14 protein-coding genes are annotated in these 20,977 nt (G+C 70.8%); 9 read left to right on the forward strand and 5 right to left on the reverse strand.

All coding sequences use genetic code 11. The features are described 5' to 3' along the window. Positions 1 to 270 precede the first annotated feature (270 nt). Positions 271 to 1,188 carry a cation diffusion facilitator family transporter gene (locus M1P99_RS18510; protein WP_304453853.1) on the reverse strand — a complete coding sequence of 306 codons (918 nt, stop codon included), beginning with the start codon at positions 1,186 to 1,188 and terminating at the stop codon, positions 271 to 273. Between the two features lie 144 nt (positions 1,189 to 1,332). Between M1P99_RS18510 and M1P99_RS18515 the strand changes: the two genes are divergently transcribed. From M1P99_RS18515 to M1P99_RS18525, 3 genes are all read left to right on the forward strand, one after another. Beyond that, positions 1,333 to 1,665: a helix-turn-helix transcriptional regulator gene (locus M1P99_RS18515; RefSeq protein ID WP_304453854.1), complete on the forward strand. Its 333-nt coding sequence runs from the start codon at positions 1,333 to 1,335 to the stop codon at positions 1,663 to 1,665. A 613-nt stretch (positions 1,666 to 2,278) separates the two neighbouring features. After that, positions 2,279 to 5,515: an efflux RND transporter permease subunit gene (locus M1P99_RS18520; protein WP_304453855.1), complete on the forward strand. Its 3,237-nt coding sequence runs from the start codon at positions 2,279 to 2,281 to the stop codon at positions 5,513 to 5,515. Between the two features lie 286 nt (positions 5,516 to 5,801). Next, positions 5,802 to 5,954 (forward strand): hypothetical protein, encoded by a 153-nt coding sequence (locus M1P99_RS18525; protein WP_304453856.1) that lies wholly within the window; start codon positions 5,802 to 5,804, stop codon positions 5,952 to 5,954. Between the two features lie 15 nt (positions 5,955 to 5,969). Here M1P99_RS18525 and M1P99_RS18530 read toward each other — a convergent pair whose 3' ends face one another. Beyond that, entirely contained in the window at positions 5,970 to 6,407 is a 438-nt protein-coding gene (locus M1P99_RS18530; RefSeq protein ID WP_304453857.1) for an ATP-binding protein, read from the reverse strand. Between the two features lie 672 nt (positions 6,408 to 7,079). Between M1P99_RS18530 and M1P99_RS18535 the strand changes: the two genes are divergently transcribed. The 6 genes from M1P99_RS18535 (at position 7,080) to M1P99_RS18560 (ending at position 16,798) form a co-directional block, all read left to right on the forward strand. Then, entirely contained in the window at positions 7,080 to 8,720 is a 1,641-nt protein-coding gene (locus tag M1P99_RS18535) for a family 2 glycosyl transferase (RefSeq protein WP_304453858.1), read from the forward strand. 602 nt (positions 8,721 to 9,322) lie between these two features. After that, a complete protein-coding gene (locus M1P99_RS18540) occupies positions 9,323 to 10,303 on the forward strand; it encodes an ABC transporter permease (RefSeq protein ID WP_304455748.1) in 981 nt (326 codons plus the stop codon). An 85-nt stretch (positions 10,304 to 10,388) separates the two neighbouring features. Further along, entirely contained in the window at positions 10,389 to 11,300 is a 912-nt protein-coding gene (locus M1P99_RS18545; protein WP_304453859.1) for an ABC transporter permease, read from the forward strand. A 217-nt stretch (positions 11,301 to 11,517) separates the two neighbouring features. Next, positions 11,518 to 13,722: an ABC transporter ATP-binding protein gene (locus tag M1P99_RS18550; RefSeq protein WP_304453860.1), complete on the forward strand. Its 2,205-nt coding sequence runs from the start codon at positions 11,518 to 11,520 to the stop codon at positions 13,720 to 13,722. 75 nt (positions 13,723 to 13,797) lie between these two features. Continuing rightward, on the forward strand, positions 13,798 to 15,489 hold the full coding sequence (locus M1P99_RS18555) for an ABC transporter family substrate-binding protein (RefSeq protein WP_304453861.1): 1,692 nt from the start codon (positions 13,798 to 13,800) through the stop codon (positions 15,487 to 15,489). Between the two features lie 274 nt (positions 15,490 to 15,763). Continuing rightward, positions 15,764 to 16,798, forward strand: a complete 1,035-nt coding sequence (locus tag M1P99_RS18560; protein WP_304453862.1) for a polysaccharide lyase family 1 protein — start codon at positions 15,764 to 15,766, stop codon at positions 16,796 to 16,798. 92 nt (positions 16,799 to 16,890) lie between these two features. Here the strand turns inward: M1P99_RS18560 and M1P99_RS18565 are convergent, their stop codons facing one another. From M1P99_RS18565 to M1P99_RS18575, 3 genes are all read right to left on the reverse strand, one after another. Beyond that, positions 16,891 to 17,622, reverse strand: coding sequence for a hypothetical protein (locus M1P99_RS18565; RefSeq protein ID WP_304453863.1), 732 nt, complete (start codon positions 17,620 to 17,622; stop codon positions 16,891 to 16,893). 1,110 nt (positions 17,623 to 18,732) lie between these two features. After that, a complete protein-coding gene (locus tag M1P99_RS18570) occupies positions 18,733 to 19,596 on the reverse strand; it encodes a hypothetical protein (protein WP_304453864.1) in 864 nt (287 codons plus the stop codon). Positions 19,597 to 19,694: 98 nt separating this feature from the next. Continuing rightward, positions 19,695 to 20,807, reverse strand: coding sequence for a pilus assembly protein TadG-related protein (locus M1P99_RS18575; RefSeq protein ID WP_304453865.1), 1,113 nt, complete (start codon positions 20,805 to 20,807; stop codon positions 19,695 to 19,697). Positions 20,808 to 20,977 lie beyond the last annotated feature (170 nt).

Below are 20,977 nucleotides of genomic sequence, written 5' to 3' on the forward strand. Positions count from 1 at the left end.
GTCGCTTGCGCAGGCGGAGCGCGGAGCGTAGTTCGGACAGACGGCGGCGGAGCACAGCCGTCCACAGTGCGGCGCGCTCGCGCGTCGCTTCGGACACCCACCTCATCGTCCCGTATCCACCCGAACCTCCACGTCATCACTCCCGGCCGGATCGATTCTGCCAGTTGGAGGAGGGTGAACGGCACGGGGCCCGCCGGACGGGCGGGCGGGTGGGCGGGGCGCGACGCCACGACCAGGCAGTCCGGAGTCCGCGGGCGGGAACGGGAGGGATCAGGCGTGGCTCGCGCCCTCGTGCTCGGCGTGGCCCGGCGGCTCCAACTGGAGTGTGGAGTGCTCGACGTCGAAGTGCCCGGCCAGGCACTCGTGCAGCTCGTCCAGCATCCGTCCGGAGTCCTTGAGGTCGGTCTCGGCGACCACCACGTGCGCCGACATGACCGGGAGTCCGGAGGTGATGGTCCAGGCGTGCAGGTCGTGGACGTCGATGACCGCGGGGTGGTCGAGGAGGTGGCCCCGGACCTCGTCCAGGTCCATGCCCTTGGGCGCCGCCTCCAACAGGATGTGCACGGCCTCGCGCAGGAGCGACCAGGCGCGGGGGACGATGATGGCGGCGATGACCAGCGAGACCAGGGTGTCGGCCTGCGCCCAGCCGGTGATCCAGACGACCAGGCCGCCGACGATGACGCCGACGGAGGCCAACGCGTCACCCAGCACCTCGACGTAGGCGCTCTTGACGTTGAGGCTCTCCTTGGCGCCGCCGCGCAGCACGAACAGCCCGATGACGTTGACGACCAGGCCGAGCGCGGCCACGGCCACCATGCCGAGTCCGGACACCTGGGCGGGCGACTGGAGCCGTTCGACCGCCTCCACCACGATGAACCCGCACAGGACGAACAGGACCAGCGCGTTGACGGCCGCGGCGAGGATCTCCGCGCGCTGGAAGCCGAACGTGCGCTGGGTGGTGGCCGGGCGGCTCGCGATCCACACGGCCACCAGGGCGAGCGCGACGCCCAGGGAGTCGGTCACGGTGTGGCCGGCGTCGGCGAGCAGCGCGAGGCTGCCGCTGAACGCGGCGCCCAGGACCTGGGCGACGGCGACGGCGAGCATGAGGCCCAGGACGATCGCCAGCCGCGAGCGGTTGGCCGCCCCCGCCGTCGCCATGCCGTGGCCGTGTCCGTGTCCCGCACCCATCGGTTCCCCCGTCGCCTCGGTCCTGAGGGCGTGTTCCCGTACTCATGCCCGTGTCGGTGTCCGTGCCGTTGGCCCGGACAGTTCAGTCATGGCTGTTTATACAGCCTCTGCTGTCTATACAGCAAGTTATGTACAATGATTTTCATGTTGACCGCCGAGCAGCGCCTCTCCGCCATCCACCGCCTCGGCCGCGCGCTGTCGGACCCCACGCGCAGCCGCCTCCTCCTCGCCCTCCTCGACGGCCCCAACTATCCGGCCGGGCTGGCCGACCAGCTCGGACTGACGCGCCAGAACGTCTCCAATCACCTAGCCTGCCTACGGGACTGCGGCCTGGTGCGCACCCACGCCAGGGGGCGCCAGGTCAGCTACGAACTGGTCGACGACTCCCTCGCGCACGCGCTCGACGACCTGCTGCGCGTGGTGTGGGGCACCGCGCAGCCGCACGCGCCGGTCGAGGAGCGGGCGCAGACGGTCTGACGGCCGTCGGTCCACCCGGTCCGGGCGAACGGCCCAAGGGCGCGATTCGCTCCGCACGTCGATCTCGGGGCGTTTTGACAGAGAGTTCCGACCCGTGTCATTCGGGTTTGCGAAGCGACGGGGAGTGTGCGTTCCAGGGTGGAGAACACCTGTGACGCGCACGACGATGACGCGCTGCCGGATGTCGGTGAAGCGCCACGTCACGCAGGGGAATCCGGGGGTTTCGGAGGGCTTCTCCGACTTTGGTCGGGGTGGACCCTGACAGAAGGCTGACGCGACCCTGAGAGTTCCCTGAACCACGCCCGGCTGGCTCAACTTCCGATATGTCGCGAAGTATGGTGAGAAGCGCGCCCGGCGAATGCGCCGCCCGCGACCGCGGGCCTGGCACCTGGGCTCGGAGCCAGCATCTCCCACACAACTTTCGAGGACCGGTCACGCGATCGGAACACCGGCGTGCGCGGGCGACCATACCCACGGCACGGCCCGGTCCAGCGGTCCGTACGGCAGCGAACTAGGAGCGAGAAACTCTCATGTCCAGATCGGCCATCAGGGTCCGTGGCACGAGTCGTCCCCCCGCGGTGACGACTCGCCACACCACGAAGGGAGCGACCGCATGAACCGACTCTCGGTCGTATCGCTCGGCAACCGGGCGTTGGTCCTCCTCATCACTCTGGCCATCCTCTTCTTCGGGGTCCTCGCGGCCACGTCGGCCAAACGCGAGCTCTTCCCGGAGTTCTCGCTGCCCATGGTCATGGTCTCGGCGACCTACCAGGGCGCCACCCCCACGGTCATCGAGGGCCAGGTCACCGAACCGCTGGAGCAGGCCGTCCAGGGTGTCGAGGGCGTCACCTCGGTCAACTCCACCAGCAGCACGGGCTCCGCCCAGATCATGGCGGAGTTCGACTACGGCCAGGACCAGGACGCGCTCGTGCGCGAGACCCAGGTCGCGGTCGACCAGGCCGCCGGGTTCCTGCCCGACGAGGTCGACACCAACGTCATGTCCATGAGCACGGACATGTTCCCCGTGGTCATGCTCGCCGCTAGCACCGAGAGCGGCGACGAGCAGGCGATGGCCGCCACCATCGAGAACGTGCTCCTGCCCGAGCTGGAGTCCGTGCAGGGCGTGCGCGCCGCCAACCTCACCGGCGTGCCCGGCGAGGACGTGGAGATCGTCCTGGACGAGGACGAGATGGAGGACGCCGGCGTCACCTCGAACGACGTCAGCCAGGCCCTGGAGTCCAGCGGCCTGCTCATGGCCGGCGGCTCCATCGACGAGGACGGCCGCTCCCTGAGCGTCACCACGGGCGAGCAGCTCACCTCCCTCGAAGCGGTCGAGGACGTGTGGCTGCAGCCCCAGCAGGGCGTCGACCAGTCGGCGGCGGTCCCCGGGGCACCCCCGGCCGCGGCGCCCGAGCCCGTCCAGATCGGTGACGTCGCCGAGGTCGAGCTCGTCTCCCAGGACTCCGGCAGCATCGCCCGCCTCGACGGCGACCCCAGCATCGCGCTGATGATCATGGCCATGCCCGACGGCAACACCGTCGAGATCTCCGAGGGCATCCAGAACGTCCTGGACGAACAGGCCGATGTGCTCGGCGACGACATCAACGTCTCCGTCGTCTTCGACCAGGCGCCGTTCATCAACGACTCCATCACCGACATGTTCGAGGCCGGCGGCTACGGCCTGGTCGCCTCGATCATCGTCATCCTGGTGTTCCTGCTGTCCATCCGCTCCACCCTGGTCATCGCGGTCTCGATCCCGGCCTCGCTCCTGGTGTCCTTCCTGGGCATGCAGGCGTTCGGGTTCACCCTCAACATGTTGACCATGGCGGCGATCACGATCGCCATCGGCCGCGTGGTGGACGACTCCATCGTGGTGCTGGAGAACATCCGCCGCCACATGGACTACGGCAAGGAGCGCATGACCGCGGTCAAGGACGGTGTGCGCGAGGTCGCCACCGCCGTGGCCTCGTCCTCCTTCGCCACCATCGCCGTCTTCCTGCCGCTGGCCTTCGTCGGCGGCATGGTCGGCGAGCTCTTCACGCCCTTCGCCGTGACCAGCAGCCTGGCGCTGGCCGCCTCGCTGCTCGTGGCCCTCACCATCACGCCGGTGCTCTGCTACTGGTTCCTGCGTCCTCGTGAGGTCGGCGACGTCTCCCAGGAGGAGCTCGAGCACCAGGAGAGCGAGCGCGAGAAGCGCCGCCCGCTCCAGCGCGCGTACCTCCCGGTCATCCGGTGGATCACCACCAAGCGCAGGACCGCCACGGCGGTCACGCTGGCCGCCGCGGTCGTCATCGTCGGTGGAACGGTCGCCATGGCCACCACCGCGGAGACGGACTGGCTCGGCCAGGCCGAGGAGAACACCTACATGGTGGTTCAGGAGCTGGAGCCCGGTACGTCCCTGGACGCCGCGGACGAGGAGGCCGCCAAGGTCGAGGACGTCCTGGCCGGGATGGCCTGGATCGACTCCTACCAGGTCAGTGTCGGCGGCAACGACCCCATGATGGGCGGCGGCTCCGACGAGATCTCCTACACCATCACCGCCGACCCCGACACCGACCAGCTGCGCAACCGCGACGTGCTGCGCGACGCGTTCGCCGAGATCGACACCGAGCACGAGCCGCGACTGGACTCGTCCGGCGGTATGGGCGCCGCGTCCGACATCGTCGTCCAGGTCACCGCCGACGACCAGGACACCCTGGCCGACGCCACGGACCAGGTCGCTCGGGAGCTGGACGGTATCGACGGCCTCGCCGACATCGTCAACGGCGTCGCCGCGTCCCAGGCCGCCCTGGAGGTGCACGTCGACGCCGAGGAGGCGGCCGACCTGGGCATGTCCGAGGCGATGGTCGGGCAGGCGGTCACCGCCGCCTTCCAGGGCCGGCGCGTGGGCACCGCCACGCTCGACGACGCCCGCCACGACGTGGTGGTCCGCGTCCAGGAGGCGCCGGAGACCGTGAACGAGCTGGAGGAGCTGCCGCTCGTCACGCCGACGGGCGAGGAGATCGAGCTGTCCGAGGTCGCCGAGGTCGAAGAGGTGCTCCAGGCACCCGAGCTGACCCGGGTGGACGGGGTCACCAGCGCGAGCGTGTCGGCCACCGTCACCGGTTCCGACCTGGGCGCGGTGAGCACGGAGGTCGCGCAGGCCGTCGACGATCTGGACCTGCCCTCGGGCGCCTCCGCCACCATCGGCGGTGTCAGCGAGGAGCAGACCGAGGGCTTCGTGCAGCTCGGACTGGCGCTGCTCGCCGCGATCGTCATCTGCTACCTGATCATGGTGGCGACGTTCAAGAGCCTGATCCAGCCGCTGCTGCTGCTGATCTCGGTGCCCTTCGCGGCCACCGGCTCGCTCGGCCTGCTGCTGCTGACCGACACTCCGGTCGGCGCCGCGGCACTGATCGGCATGGTGATGCTCATCGGCATCGTCATCACCAACGCCATCGTCCTGATGGATCTGATCAACCAGAACCGCAACAAGGGCATGGAACTGGGCGAGGCGATCGTGGAGGGTGCCAGGCACCGTCTGCGGCCGATCCTGATGACGGCGGCGGGGACCATCGCGGCCCTGCTGCCCATGGCCACCGGCCTGGCCGGCGGCGGTGCGTTCGTCTCGGCGCCGGTCGCGATCGTGGTGATCGGCGGGCTGGTCTCCTCCACGCTGCTGACGCTGATCCTCGTCCCGGTCCTCTACCAGCTGGTGGAGTGGGGCAAGGAGCGCCGGGCGGCCAAGCGGGAGAAGCGCCGCGCCGCCCGCCGGGGCCGGACGCGGTCGGTCGCGACCGACGCCGAGGCCGGGAGGTCCGGTGGCGGAGGCGGTGCGTCCGAGCGCGCCGAGGAGCCGGTGGGTCGCTGACCGTTCACCGTGGGGCGCCCCGTGCCGAGCACGGGGCGCCCTGGTGCGTCCTGCGGCCTCCGCGCGGGCCCGCCCGCCGCCCGACGCCCCCGACGGGCGCCTGCGGCTCCGCCTTCCCCTGAGGCCCGTCTCGTCCCGCACAACCCCGTGTGCCCCTCGCAATCCCTGCGCACGGGGCCGTTCCGCCCGCGCGGCGCGCGGGGTGTGGAGGCGGGCCGTTCAGCAAGAGGACATTCAACGGGGCGTCGATTTGTGCTATCCGCGCACTACAGGCAGGCTGCGTCTCATGGATGACACGAACAAGAGCCTTGACGACCTTGTCCGCGCCGAGCTGGGTGAGGAGCCCTCGCAGGCGGCGAAGGACTACGCACGCGAGCTGTACGAGCGCTTCCGGCTGACGCCGACCGAGGGCGGTGACGACGAGGAGCCCGAAGAGTAGGGGTCGCGAGGCCCGTCAGTCCTCGTCCCACGTCAACTCGAACCAGACCATCCGGCCCATGCCGTCCACGCGGGGCTCGGATCCCCATGTGCTGGCCAGCGCCTCGACCAGATCCAGGCCCCGACCGTGTTCATCGGTGTCATAGGGGTCCCGGTGCTGGGGCTGGGGTGCTTCCATCACGTTGCCCAGGTCCCGAACCTCCACCCGCGCCCATCCCGACGACAGATGTACGCACACCTCGAACTTGCCGGTGGCCATCCCCGACGCGCTGTGCGTGATCGCGTTCGTGGCGAGCTCACTGGTCAGAAGGGTCGCGGTGGTGAGTTCCGGTGAGTCCGCCAGCTGCCGGGCCACGAACCTGCGGGCGTAGGCGATCTGGCTGGGCAGCCCGGGAAACCGTCGTCTCAGGGTCCGGGGGACGGTCTCGGTGCTGTGCGGGGTGCGCTCTTCCATGGAATTCGCCGGACGTTGTAAGGGGCGGGCGGACGTGCCGGGGTCCGGCCAGGAGGGATCGACCCGCGAGGTCGGGTCGTGAGCGTGGCAGGTGACGACGGTGCTGCGCGGTCGTGCGGTCTCACACATGTGGGTGTACTCCCCGGTGACGTGTGTTCGCGTAGGGCATGGCATGTGAACGCCTGGCCCTCGCGGCGTCCATGCCCGCACGGTGCGGGTCACGGCGCTGACTGGACACACAGGTCGGAGCCCCCTGGGGCAGGGAGGGATGCTTTGCTGTGCCGCGGGGTGCGCGGTTCGAGGGCGGCGACGAGCGGTGTGGGAGAAGCCGTCGGGCTTTCCATCGAAGGGTGATGCCGGTGGGAAGGTGGGGATCGTGGGTCATGACAGCAGTCGCATGAGCCCTGCGACACTGAAGGGCGTAGTCGGGCATAGCATACGCTCCGTACCTCCCTGGGCACCCGGCCGACCTGGCTTGGTCAGGATAACCCCGCTTGAACTGGTTAAAGAGGATCTCTGTCCGGGTCATAGGTCCGGTCAGGACCGGATACCGGCGGGGTTTCGCCCCCGCAGGGGCCTGCGCCATATGGTAACAATCTGATCACGTGGACCTGAATTCCGGGTCATGTGCCGGTCTTGCGCCCCCATGCCCGACCAGACAGGGTATGGGGCATGGCTTCCCCCTCCCCCCTGCCGCCCGGCATCGGTGTCGAGATCGACCGGGCCGTGCGGCTGGCCGACGAAGGCCACGTCCTGGTGGGCGGGAGTCCGCCGCGCGCGCTGCGGCTGACGCCCTCGCAGCTCAGCTCGGTGATCCGCTGGTCGAGCGGTTCCGCTCCCAGCGGCCGGTCGGAACGCCTCCTGGCGCGTGCCCTCATCGAGGACGGGCTCGCCCACCCGCGTCCCCTGCCGCCGTTCCCCTGGCGCACCGCCGCGGACGTGGACGTGGCCGTGGTGGGCCAGGCCGGCGCGCACGGCCTGAGCCGTACGCTGGACCGCCTCGCCGAACTGCACCCTGAGGTGCGACCGGTGGTCGTGGGCGCGACGGGCCCGTGCGCCCGGATCGCGCGCGCCCGGGGCGCACGGATCGTGCCCGGCCCCGCCGGCGGCCCCGAGGCACGCGCTGAGGCCCTGCGCGTGTGCGCGGCCGAGGTCGTGGTGCTGCTGGAGTCCGGATCACGTCCCGGGCCCGGGTGGCTCGACGCCGCACTGGGACACTTCGCCGACCCCGCTGTGGCCGCCGTCGTCCCGCGTGTGCTGACCGAGCGCCCTCGGAGGGCCGGCCACTGGCGACGGGTCGTGGCCGCCGTCGCCGCCGGCCGGGTGGGTCCGGACCGTGGCGCGGACCCCGCTCCGGTACTGCCGTGGGGGCAGGGCCCGGGGCAGCCCGGCGTCGGCAACGAGCACACCGCGGCGGATCCCCTGCGGCCCCTGCCCGCTCTGGTCCTGCGCCGTTCCGCGCTGGAACGCGGTTCCGCGGCCACTGGGGAGACGCACGTGCACGGGTCGCGGCGGGGCACCGCGGCCGGGGGAGGGGGACTGCGACCCGAACTGGGGGCCGGTGCCGAACTGGACCTGGTATGGCGCCTGGCGGGAGAGGGCTGGGCGGTTCGCTACGAACCCCGCTCCCGGATCCGAACCCGTCCGGTGACCGACCTCGGCGGCTACCTGCGCGCCTGCTTCAGCGCGGGGGCACAGGCAGCCCCCTTGGCCCGCAGGCACGGACGCCGAGCAGCCGGGCCCGAGCTCTCCCCGGAGGGTGCCGTGGGCCTGGCGTTGACGGCGTCGGGGCGCCCCGGCTCGGGAGCGGTCGTCGCGGCGCTCGCGGGTGTGGCGGCGGTGCGGGAGGAACCCGGCGGCGCGGTACCGCCCTGGCCGGAGACCGCGCGGCTGGTGGCCGGGGACATGGCGCACACGGCTCGCCTGGGGGCGCGCGTGGCACGGGAGGCCTGGTGGCCCGTGGCCGCGTCGGTGGTGGCGGCGTGCGCCCTGCGGCGCGGACGCGGCGCACGGCGGATCGCCCTGGTGGGCGGTGCCGCGCTGGTGCTTCCACACCTGGCCGCCTGGCGCGCGGACCGTGGCGCGGTGCTGGTCGGCCCCCTGACGTGGACGGTGCTGGGCATGGCGGGGGACGCCGCGCGATCGGCCGGAACGTGGTGGGGCGCGGCGCGGGCGGGGACGGTGGCGCCGCTGCTCCCGCGCCTGCGGCCACGGGCTCGAGCGGGGAACGCCTCGACGGATGTCCAGGACGAGTCCGCCGCATCGCACTCCCGCGTGAGGACTGTGTCGCTGCTGCTGGCCGGTCGGGGTTGACGCTCGCCACCGGGAGGGGCGGTGCCGACGGCGCACCGGGAGGGGCGGTGCCGACGGCGCACCGGGAGGTGCCGTGCACCTGCGCGTGCGGCGCGGCGTGGCGAAGATACGGCAGGTTCTATGCCGGTTTGCTGTTTTCCATGTGTATTTGCAGCCATTTCTTATCTTCGGCTGACGCGGAGATTAGCTTCGCGGTGAGGTGGGCGTCGGCCGTGGTTGTCGTGCCGCGAATGGGTATTTCTATGTGGAAATAGGGGTCATGTCGACGTACCGGACTTTCATGGTCGTTCTGGTCAATATCAAGGAATTCTGACCAGTACTGGCGGGTAGAATCTTCAGCGTTGTCTTTTCTTGATGCAGCGGTTACCGTCGAGTGTCCCGCGGTCCCGCAAGATCGTGGCATTCCGGTCACAGATCGTGAATCGGGGAATAGAGTTTTCCGCCAGTCGCCGGGAGTATCCATCCCTGTTGCTCGAGGGGTCTCGAATGCTTGACGGTGGCCACCACCTGAGCTGTCGGCCCCCTGGCCACGGACGCCCCACTCACGACCGCGCACACCAATGGACAAGCGCCGGACTCGGCTGTGAGGTTCGGAGATGGTTTTGGGTAAGTTTCTGGCCAGGCGGCTGCTCAACTACGTCGTGCTCATCTTCCTCGCGACGAGTTTCGCCTACCTGCTCGCCGCCACCAATCTGGATCCGCGCGCGTACTTCGAACAGATGCAGCCACCGCCGTCCCCCGAGGCGGTGAACAACCAGCTCGACTCGCTGAACCTCAATGACCGGACTCCCTTGGCCGAGCGGTACGTCACCTGGATGGGCGGTGTCCTCACCGGCGACTTCGGCCGGAACATCCAGGGCGGCGACGTCACCGCCCAGATGTGGATGAAGGCCGGCGTCACCCTGCGGCTGATCACGGTCGCCACCATTCTCGGCAGCGCCATGGGCATCGCCGTGGGCGCCTGCGCCGCCGTGCGCCAGCACCGCGGCTTCGACAAGGCCGCCACCGCCGCGTCCTTCTTCGTCCTCTCGATCCCCACGGTGGTCATCGCGATCGTCGTGCAGGTCATCGCGGTCCTCATCAACGACGGCCTGGGCCTGCGGCTGCTGCGCTACTCCGGTGAGTACTCGGCGGGCTTCGACGGCATGTGGTGGGAGCTCCTGCTCAACCGCCTGCACCACGCGATCCTGCCCACCTTCGTCCTGGCCGTCGCGCTGTTCGCGGCCTTCGCCCGCTACCAGCGCAACATGATGCTGGACGTGCTCGGCGCGGACTTCGTGCGCACCGCCATGGCCAAGGGGCTCACCCGCCGCCAGGCCCTGTTCAAGCACGCGCTGCGCACCGCGCTGATCCCCACCATCACCTACTTCACCTTCACCTTCGGTGCTCTGGTCTCGGGCGCGACCTTCACCGAGAAGATCTACGGCTGGCACGGCATGGGGGCATGGCTCATCGACTCCATCTTCCGCCACGACGTCCACGTGGTGGCCGCCGTCTCGTGGTTCATGGCGATCACCATCATGGCGGCGTCGTTCCTCTCGGACCTCCTCTACGCCTGGCTCGACCCGAGGGTGCGGGTGTGATCGTGCAGTACAGACCGCGGGCCCACCTCCACCGCCTTCCGAACGCCCCGCGCCCCGTAGCGGCGCCCCAGCTGGAGAGCACGCCATGAGCACGACCGAAGAGAGTGCGGCGCCGAAACCGGCACCGACCGTGCCCCCGGCACCGAGCCGGCTCACGGACCTGGGCCGCCGGCTCATCAGGACCCGACGGGTCATCGTCGGGCTCGTCCTCCTCGCCCTGCTGGCCGCGGTCGCCTTCCTCGGTCCGCTCATCAGCCCCTGGCAGCTGGGCGAACGCGACTTCTCCGCCATGCTCGAAGGGCCCACTCCCGAACACTGGATGGGCACCAACCGCACCGGCCAGGACATCTTCACCCAGGCCACGGCCGGTCTGCAGAAGTCCCTGCTGATCGGGCTGCTCGTCGCGCTCGTCTCCACCGGCTTCGCCGCCCTGGTCGGCGCCTTCGCCGGCTACTGCGGCGGAGTCACCGACCAGGGCCTGATGTGGATCGCCGACCTGGCGCTGGTCCTGCCGAACTTCGTCATCCTGGCGATCCTGTCGACGCACTTCGTCGGCGAGGGCGGCTGGCTCGTCCTGGTCGTCCTGTTGGCCGCGTCCAGCTGGATGGTCACCTCCAAGATGGTGCGCGGACTGACCATCTCGCTGCGCGAACGCGAGTACATCCACGCCGCGCGCTTCATGGGCGTACCCGCGCGCACGATCATCCTGCGCCACATCCTGCCGAACATGTCGTCCCTGCTCATCGCGGACGCCACCATCATGGTCAGCGCCGCGATCATCGGGGAGACCGCGCTCAGCTACTTCGGACTGGGCGTGCAGTCACCCGACATCAGCCTCGGCATGGTCATCGCGGCGGGCTCCTCGTTCGCGACCACCGCGCCGTGGGTGTTCGCCTTCCCCACGACCCTGCTGATCGTGATGGTGCTCGCCGTGAACATGGTCGGTGACGGCCTGCGCGACGCCCTCGACCCGCAGTCCGCTTCGCGCCGGTCCTAGGGCGTGGTCAGTGGATACGCACCCCCCCCCGCGCGGCGCCCCACCTGCGCCCCCACCGTGTTCACGTCAGCCGACAGCCGAACCCGGGCCGGCTCCTTCCTCGTCCTCGCGACGCCACCACCGCAACTCCCGCACGATCTCCCACTGCCGCCTCCGTCGCGGAGCCTCGTCCCGCGACGGGCGGCACCCACCGCACACGCCTCAGGGGAGGCCCACCATGAGCACTGACACCGTCGCGGACCACGAGGCAGCGCACAGCGAGAACACCGACGACGCGCCGGTCCTGGAGGTCTGCGACCTGCACGTCACCTTCCCCGGGCCGAACGGCGGTCCCGACGTCCACGCCGTCCGCGGTGTCGGCTACTCCGTCACCCGCGGCGAGGTGCTGGGCATCGTCGGCGAGTCGGGTTCCGGAAAGTCCGTGTCCTCCATGGCGGTGATGGGTCTGCTGCCCGACCACGCGCGGATCACCGGTTCGGTGCGGTTGCACGGCGAGGAACTCCTGGGCCTGGACGACCGCACCATGGCGCGCAAGCGCGGCAAGGCCATCTCCATGGTCTTCCAGGACCCGCTGTCGGGACTCACACCCGTCTACACCGTCGGCGACCAGCTCGCCGAGGCGGTCCTGGTGCACGACTCCACGAAGCCCAAGGCCAGGGCACGCGCACGCGCGGTGGAACTGCTCGAGCTGGTGGGCATCCCCAACGCCGCGTCGCGCTACCGCTCCTTCCCCCACGAGTTCTCCGGCGGCATGCGCCAGCGCGTCATGATCGCCATGGCGATGGCCAACGACCCCGACGTCATCATCTGCGACGAGCCCACCACCGCACTGGACGTCACCATCCAGGCGCAGATCCTCGACCTGCTGCGCACGGCCCGGCGCGAGACGGGAGCGGCCATCGTGATGATCACCCACGACCTCGGCGTCGTCGCCGGGCTCGTCGACCGCGTCCTGGTGATGTACGCGGGCCGGCCCGTGGAGACCGGCAGCGTCGACCGGATCTACTACGGCAGCCGCATGCCCTACACCATGGGCCTGCTGGGCTCCGTGCCCCGCATGGACGTGGAACGCCAGGGCGCGCTGGTCCCCATCCAGGGCCACCCTCCGTCGCTGTCCGGCCTGCCGACCGGGTGCGCCTTCGCGCCGCGCTGCCCCATCGCCGAGCCCGAGTGCGAGATGGGCGAGCCGGCGCTCGTGACCATCGGCTCCCAGCCCTCCCGGGAGGAGGTACGGAACTCTCGTGCCGCCCTCGGGGGTGCGCCCGCGGTGGACGACACGGCCCACAGGGAGGCGCATCGATCGGCGTGCCTGCGCTCCGAGGAGATCGCCGAGCACCAGTGGACCGCGCGCGACATCTATCCCGTCCCCGAGATCCCGGAGTCGCCGGCGTCGCGGACACCGCGTCAGGACCGTCCTGAGGTGCTGCGGGTCACCGATCTCACCAAGCACCACCCGCTGAAGAAGGGCATGGTGCTCAAGCGGCGCGTGGGGACCGTGTACGCGGTCGACGGCATCGACTTCGACATCCGCGAGGGGGAGACGCTCGCCCTGGTCGGCGAGTCCGGCTGCGGGAAGTCCTCCACCCTCATGGAGATCATGGAGCTGGACACGCCCCAACGGGGCAGAGTCGAGCTGATGGGACGGGACACGGCGAGCCTGAGCAGCACCGACCGGTTCCGACTCCGGCGCGACATGCAGATCGTGTTCCAGGACCCGATGAGCTCCCTCGACCCGCGCATGACCGTCTTCGAGATCATCTCCGAACCGCTGCGCACCCACGGGACATCCCAGGCCGAGACCACCGCGCGGGTCTACGACCTGCTCGACCTGGTCGGTCTGGACACCGAGCACGCCACACGCTTCCCCGCCGAGTTCTCCGGTGGCCAGCGCCAGCGCATCGGCATCGCCCGTGCGCTGGCCCTGGAGCCCAGAGTGCTCGTGCTGGACGAGCCCGTGTCGGCCCTGGACGTGTCCATCCAGGCCGGTGTGGTCAACCTGCTGGAGCAACTGCAGGCGCGGCTCGGACTGTCCTACCTGTTCGTGGCGCACGACCTGTCGGTGGTCCGGCACATCGCCGACCGGGTCGCGGTCATGTACCTGGGCCGCATCGTGGAGATCGGTGACACCGAATCGATCTACGGCCGGCCCTCGCACCCCTACACCCAGGCGCTGCTGTCGGCCATTCCGATCCCCGACCCGGAGAAGGAGCGCGCGCGCACGCACATCGTCCTCGACGGAGACCTGCCGAGCCCCGCCGACCCGCCCTCGGGTTGCAGGTTCCGGACCAGGTGCCAGAAGTTCAGCACCCTCTCCGAACCCGACCGGGAGCAGTGCACGGTCATCGAACCTCGGGTCACGTCGGTCGACGGGGGTGATCAGTCGGCGGCCTGTCACTTCGCGGAGCGGCCGGCGGGTGTCTGAGCCCGGCGTTTCGGAAAGGCACGGTCGGCGCCGTCCCGCGCGCCGGCCGGATCACCCAACAGGAGGAGAATCCCCATGCGAATCGGGCAGGTGCGCTACCTCGCACCCGTCGCGGCCCTGGCCCTGGTGGCCACTGCCTGCGGAGGCGACGGCGGCAACACCCAGGCGGCCTCTCCCTCCGCCCAGGACCTGAACCCCGCTCCCCGTGCGGACCTGCAGGAGGGCGGCACCTTCGTGTGGGCCATCAGCGCGTACGACGAGCAGCACAACATGCACCACGTCGACGGCAACCTGGCCAACGTCCGCCGGGTGGCCGCCGCCGTGCTGCCCAGCCCGGCCCGGTACGACGGTGAGGGCACGGCCTCTCCCAACACCGCCTTCGTGACCGACTTCGGTGTCAGCGACGACGGCCTCGAGGTCCACTACGAGCTCAACCCCGACGCGGTGTGGTCCGACGGTGAGCCCGTCACCGCCGACGACTACGAGGCCAACCTCGAGACCCTCAGCGGCGAGCGCGACGGCGACTGGGAACTCGGCGGCATCGACGGCTACGACCGGGTGTCGGAGTTCGTCCCCGGCGACGACGAGTACTCCTTCACCCTGGAGTTCGAAGAGCCCTACGCCGAGTGGCCCTCCCTGTTCTCCCCCCTGTACCCGGCCGAGTACATGGCGGACGACCAGAAGTTCAAGGACGGCTACCGCAAGGACTACCCCGTCACCGCGGGCCCGTTCGGGGACGTGGAGTTCGACGACGTCGCCGAGCGCGTCACGATCACGAAGAACGAGGACTGGTGGGGCACCGAACCCCTGCTGGACGAGATCGTCTTCGACGCCATGGGCAGCGACGCCATGGCCGCCGCCTTCAACAACGGCGAGGTCGACGGCTTCTACCTGGGCTACGACGCCGCCGGGTACGAGCTCCTCAAGGACCGCGAGGGCGACGGCGCCTATTTCACCCAGGCCGTCAACCACGGCCACCGGGCCGCCTCGCTCAACGGCGCCAGCCCGCAGCTGGAGGACGTCGACGTCCGCCACGCCATCTCCCTGGCCATCGACCGCAACGCTCTGGCCGAGGTGGCCCTGGGCGCGGTGAACTGGCCGATCACGGGCGAGGTCAACCGCCTGCTGCGCTCCAGCCAGTACGGCTACCGGGACAACAGCGAGGGGTACGGCGAGTTCGACCCCGAGCAGGCCGCCACGCTGCTCGACGAGGCCGGGTGGACCCTGGAGGACGGCGCTGAGTTCCGCACCAACGAGGACGGCGAGACGCTGACGCTGGACTGGGTGGCCTCCGAGGACCTGGACATCGCCAAGGACGAGGCCGAGATCGGTCGCGACATGCTGGCCGAGGTCGGCATCGAGGTCGAGGTCCGGCAGGTGCCGTCCAACGCCCTGTTCTCGGAGTACATCATCCCGGGCAACTACGAACTCGCCACCTACGTGCTCACCGGGTCCAACCCGTACGCGGGTGACTCCCAGGAGAACTACGGCATGCCGAACGAGGACGGCGAGTGGGGCAACAACCTCGCGCGCACGTCCACGCAGGAGATCGACGACGCGTTCGCCGAGCTGCGTTCCGAGACCGACCCGGACCGCTACGCCGAGATCGCCAACGAGATCGACCGCATGCTGTGGGAGGAGGTCGTGACCATCCCGTTCTTCGAGCGCCCGGGCCTGTACGTGGTGAACGAGGACCTGCACAACTGGGGCGAGTACGGTCTGGCCTCGGACTACGTGTACGAGGACATCGGCTGGGCCGCTGAGTAGCCCGCCGAGCCGACGGGACCAGCTCCGTCGACGACGTACCTTCCGGGGGCGTCGCCTCTCACCGCAGGCGGCACCCCCGGTTCCTGTCCTGCCGGGCGGACGGTGCCCGGAGGCCGAGAGCCGGGTCGGGCGGGGCGGAACCGAGGCCGGGGCGCGTGGTCTCGCCGGGCTGCCCGGGGAGGGACGTTCGGGGTCGGCTTGGGGCTCGGGTCCCAGCTGTGACAATCTCGGAGGACGGACAACACCCCCTCGCCCCGCTCGTGGAAAGCCCTCGATGAGACTTCACCCGTTCGCCGCCGCAGGCGCGGCGGCACTGCTGTGCGCCGCTCTGGTCTCCTGCTCCAGCGATGACGACCCCCTGGACACCGAGCCGGTGAACGCCGACGTCGCTCCCCCGCCCGAGGAGGAGAGCGCCGCTCCCTCCGAGACGGCCGAGGAGCAGGCCACCGCACTGGGCTGGGCCGGCCACCCGGCCGAGGCGGACGGTGAGGAGTACCCGGGCGTGACGGGGGGCGCGGACGGCGAGACGGTCACCGCTTCGGACGCCGACGACCTGGCCGAGCACCTGTCCTCGGACGAACCCCTGACCGTCGAGGTCAACGGCACCATCGATCTCGGCGGATCGCTGGAGGTGGGTTCGGACAAGACCCTGGTCGCCGGGGAGGACGGCGCAGAGCTCACCGACGGGCGCCTGGTGGTGGACGGCGCGGCCAACGTCGTCCTGGACGGACTGAGCGTGGACGCCGACGGAACGGCCCTGGCCGTCCGGGGCGGCAGCCACCACGTGTGGGTGGACGGGTCGACGTTCTCCGGAGGCGACGGCGATCCCCTGGTGACGGTGGACGACGGGTCCGACTACGTCACGCTGTCCTGGAACCACTTCAGCGACGCCGAGTCCGCCCTGGTCGTCGGGGGCGAGGACGACGAACCCGGCGCCCTGCGGGTGAGCATCCACCACAACTTCTTCGACGGCACGGCCGGGGCCCAGCCGCGGGCGCGCAACGCCGAGCACGTGCACGTGTTCAACAACTACTTCCGCGGCAACGCCGACTACGGGGTGCTCTCCACACACGGCTCCCTGGTCCTGGTCGAGGGCAACTACTTCGAGGACACGGCGATGTCGGTCTCCGCCGGAGACGAGGAACCCGGAAACGTGGTGACCAGGGACAACCTCCTGGTGGACACCGAGCAGCCGGAGCTGCGCGGCGACGTTCCGGACCCCCCTTACGCCTACGGGATCGACGACACCGTGGACGTGCCCGACCTCGTCTCCGCGGGAGCGGGCCTCAGGTCGGCTTCCCGGCCCTGAGGGACCGGGGGCGGGGACCCACGCGCTCCTGAGGCGGTGTGAGCGATGCGGGCGGGGTGGGATGCCCCCGACCCCGGGTGCGGGGGTCCCGGTCAGGGCATGCCGAACCCGTGGAACTCGTAGCGTTCGCTGTGCCCGTCCGGTGAGCTGTAGTCGAACCTGCGCGGATAGCCGCGCGGGTCGATCCACAACTCGAACTCGGCGTCCTCGACGGCGCGGAGTGTGTTGGCCCCGTCCTCGAAGTCCGCGCGCATCGCGGTGAACGTGCCTGTGTACCGATACGCGGCGTGAGCGGCCTTCCTCCCCGGCCACGCCAGGTGTGCCTGCTCCCCACCGGCGAACGCCAGGTCGGGCGAGGAGATGAGCACCTCGCGCAGCCGGGCCGACGCGAAGGTCCGCGAGCACAGGTACCGGTCCGCGGCGCTGGGCGGATCCAGCACGAGCAGGCCGGGGACCGCGTTCGTCGCGGTCATCATGTACTGGCCGTCCATCTCGTACCGGTAGACCTCCTCGCCGTCCGCGCGGTCGACGTAGTGCTCGAAGGCGGGGTCGGCCCCGTCGTCGTAGATCGCGTGACCGTGTTCCAGGGCCGGAGTGGCGAGCGTCACGGGGATCGCGCTCCCCATCACCGCCGCCGCGCCCAGGGGCACGGGGCCACCGTCGCTCAGGGTGAACGTGATGTGGAAGGAGGAGGCGGCCTCCACGAGCTCGACCGCCGCCTGTACGGCCCCGCGGGCGTTCTCGGGGCCCCCGTCGGTGGCGGCGAACGGGTTGGTGAGCGCTGAAGAGGCCGTGAGGTCCGGCAGGGGTTCGTTCGTGGCCATGCGGGTCAGACCCCACCCGCTCGCGGTCGCGCCGAGGCAGGCCAGGACCACGGTCAGGCACAGGAACCAACCCGGCCGGAGGCGGTCGGGCCCCGGGGCGGGTGATGGCCTGTGATCGGAGGGGGAGGCGTCCGGCATCGACGTCGACACGGGTGGGACCTCGATTCTGGGGGGCGTGGGTGTGAGCAGGGCCCGGGGCGCGCACGGAGGCTGGAGTCGAAGAGCCATCCGTTGATTCCGGAGAGTACTTGCTCGGAGGCGCGGAGTGGTCGCGAACAGGTGCAGGTTCCAGGGTCGCTCGCAGGAGTTCACCTCCGGAGGCCACGAAACGCAGCACGTATTCGCGGTGGGGGGAGTCCAGAGCAGGTCCGACGAACTCGAAGGTACGGGTTCGCGCCAGTATGCGCAGCGTTTCCTCCGAAGCATGCTCCCACAGCGTCCGGATCGCGACCCGCGATGCCAGGGAGCCGGAGAATCGGCGGCTGGCGAAGAGCTCCAGCCACTCGTCGGCCTCCAACCGCAGGACGGTCGCCTCCAGCACCCGGGAGTTCAGCAGGCCCAGGACGGCCAGGGCGCAGTCGACCCGCCCGACGGCCGACAACCGACCCCGCGCGCACCTGAGGACCGCGTCGGCGGCCGCCACGGGATCCAGCGTCCACTCCTGGCCTGAGCCCGCCCCTGAGCCCGGCCCGGAGCCTGGCCCGAGGCCGGGGCCGGAGGCGGGGCCGTCGCCGTTCCCGGGCGCGGAGTCCTGCCCCACGGCGTCCGCGCCGCCACCTGCGGGGGTACGGCCGCCGCCGTCGCCCGCGTCAGCCGGGGCATCCCCGCGCCCATCGGCCGGGACATCTCCGGCCCCGTTCCCGTGTTGGTCCCGGGCCGGGTCCCCGTCCTCGAACCCGCCGGGTTCCGGGCCGCCGTCACCCGGCCCCGGGCCGTGCCCGACCGGTTCCGTCCCGGTGGCCTGTCCGCCCAGGATCCGTTGGACGGCGGCACCCAGCGCCACCGGTGTCCTGGGCACGAAGGAGAAGGCCGCCACGGCCAGGGACACCACCACCAGGAGCAGGGCCGTGTACTCCACCAGCACGCCGCCCCGATCCACGCCGTCCCCCCTCATCGCAGCCGGGGCGGGTGTCGATCGAACCTGAGGGCGTCCCGTTGCACGGCCTGCTCGTCCTCCGGAGAACAGGTCCAGCCCCGCGCGGTGAGTTCGCGCTGGAGCCGGCGCAGCAGCCGGCCGGGACGGGCGGACAGGTCGTGGATCCCGATGGACACGACCCCCCACCCCTCGTCCGCCATGGCCGCGTACCGGTACCGGTCGAGCGCCCGCGCCCGCGGGTCCGCGTGGTGTTCCCTGCTGTCGTACTCCAACGCGAGCCGGTAGCCCGGCCAGCCGAGGTCGGTGTGGAAGATCCCTTCCCGGGTGGGGACGGGGCACTGGGGCTCGGGCGCGGGCAGCCGGGTCGAGCGCACCAGGACCCGGGCCCACGACTCGGCGGGGGAGTGGCTCAGACCAGAGCTCAGCCGCACGGCGTCGCGCAGCCTGGCGTGCTGGCGCGGGGATCGGCGGCGCCGGGCGGCGGCGACCAGCGCGTGCCGGTGCACCAGGCCACGGGCCAGGAACATGTCGAGCCGCGACGTGGCCAGGAACAGCGAGGGCGCCCGTGCGGCGATGTCGGCGGCGGTGCGGGCGGGCGCGGTGACCCGTGCCCCCTCCACCACGACCCGCTCGTGCGGCGGGACGAGCTCGTGGTGGGCCACCACCGCCTGGGTGCCGACGCGGCGCACGCCCCGGGGCACGGCCACGTGCAGCCGTGTGCGCGTGACCCGGGTGCCGTGCGGGTAGGCGTCCACCCCCCACACGTAGGCGGCGGTGACGTCGCACGCGACGGCATCGGCGGAGAGCAGGCCGAGCACCGGGACGAGCGTGCGCAGAAGGAGGGAACGGTCGGGGAGGGTGTCCTCACTGACGGTCATACGTCCAGGTTCGGCGCTGGACGACGGCCCGACAAGAGCCCGCCCGGACCTGTGGACAACCGCTCCCCGGAGGTGAGCGGCTCGCCGCGGGCCGGGCGCTACTGCATCGCGCCGTCACCGGCCGCGAGGTGGATGTGGTCGACGTGGTCCAGCGTGATGTTGCCGTAGTGCGGGTAGTGGCGGGCGACGCCGGGCCACTGGCCCACCGGGTCCGGCGGGAACCGGGTGTTGTTCCAGATCAAGCGGTTGTAGATGATGCCCTTGATCCCGAGTCGGTCGGCGTTCTGGATGAGCCAGTTGATGACGGTCACGGCCGTGGCGTCCATCTCGGCCGAGGGCACCTGGCCGATCGGAGCCATCATGTAGTCGACCGCCTCGCCGGTGGAGTGGTCACTGCCGGCCTCGGCGCGATAGCCGCCCGCGGTGAGGTAGAAGCCGCCGAACTCGTCCTGGAGGGCCTGGTGGACGCTGCACATGACGGGGTGCAGCTGGCCGAGTGAGGCACAGTCGATGATGGCGCCGCCTCCGAATACGCGTGAGGGATCGAACCGGTAGGAGCCCTCCTGGTCCACCAGGTTGACCCGGATCATGGACAACGCGGTCTCGAGGCTGTCGACGGGACCATTCACACACTCGATGACGCCGTCCGGGCTCCGGCCGCACTCGTTGGGAGGGTGCACGATGGCGATGGCCGAGGCGTTGCCCACCACGGTGTCGGCGTCCTCCTCCGAGCCGTCGCAGTTGACGTCGTTCCAGGGGAGCGAGCCGTCCTCCTCCAGTTCCTTCTGGCAGATCGCGCCGCGCACCTCGACGCGCACGATGTTGCCGTTGCGGCCCTGGACGTTGTCGCTGGCCCGGATGTCGGTGAGGACCGCGCCGTTCTCCCGCGCGTATTCCTCCGCGCGCGCCTCGGCCTTCTCCTCGTCGAACCACGGCATGGGGTAGGCCCCGTCGAACAGGTCCTGGGCGGCCTGGTCCCGCAGCGCGCTCACCGCGGCCAGCGCCGCGGCGTCGGCGGCGGTCTGCACCTGGCTGCGCTGGTCGTTGGCCGCGCCCACCCGCACGAAGAGCAGAGTCAGCGACAGCAGGGCGAGCGTCAGGCCGAACAGGAGCAGGACGTTGGACTGGCCGGCGTCGCCACGGCCCAACGGGAGCCGGCGGCGGGAGCGCGCGGCCGTGGCCGTACGCCGTGGGGACCTTCGCGGTGCCATACGCGTTCCGGGGGGTCGTCCGCGCGTACGCGGTGAGGCAGGGGTCGGCGGGGTGTCGGGACGGAAACCGTTCCTTGGCGTAGCTTATCGGGGCCCGTCCGTGACCGGTAGGCCCTGTGGACGGACGCGAGGGAGCGGCCGGGGCCGCGAGACAGGTCTCCGGTCGCCCC

The sequence above is a fragment of the Nocardiopsis sp. YSL2 genome, from assembly GCF_030555055.1.
Taxonomy (GTDB): domain Bacteria; phylum Actinomycetota; class Actinomycetes; order Streptosporangiales; family Streptosporangiaceae; genus Nocardiopsis.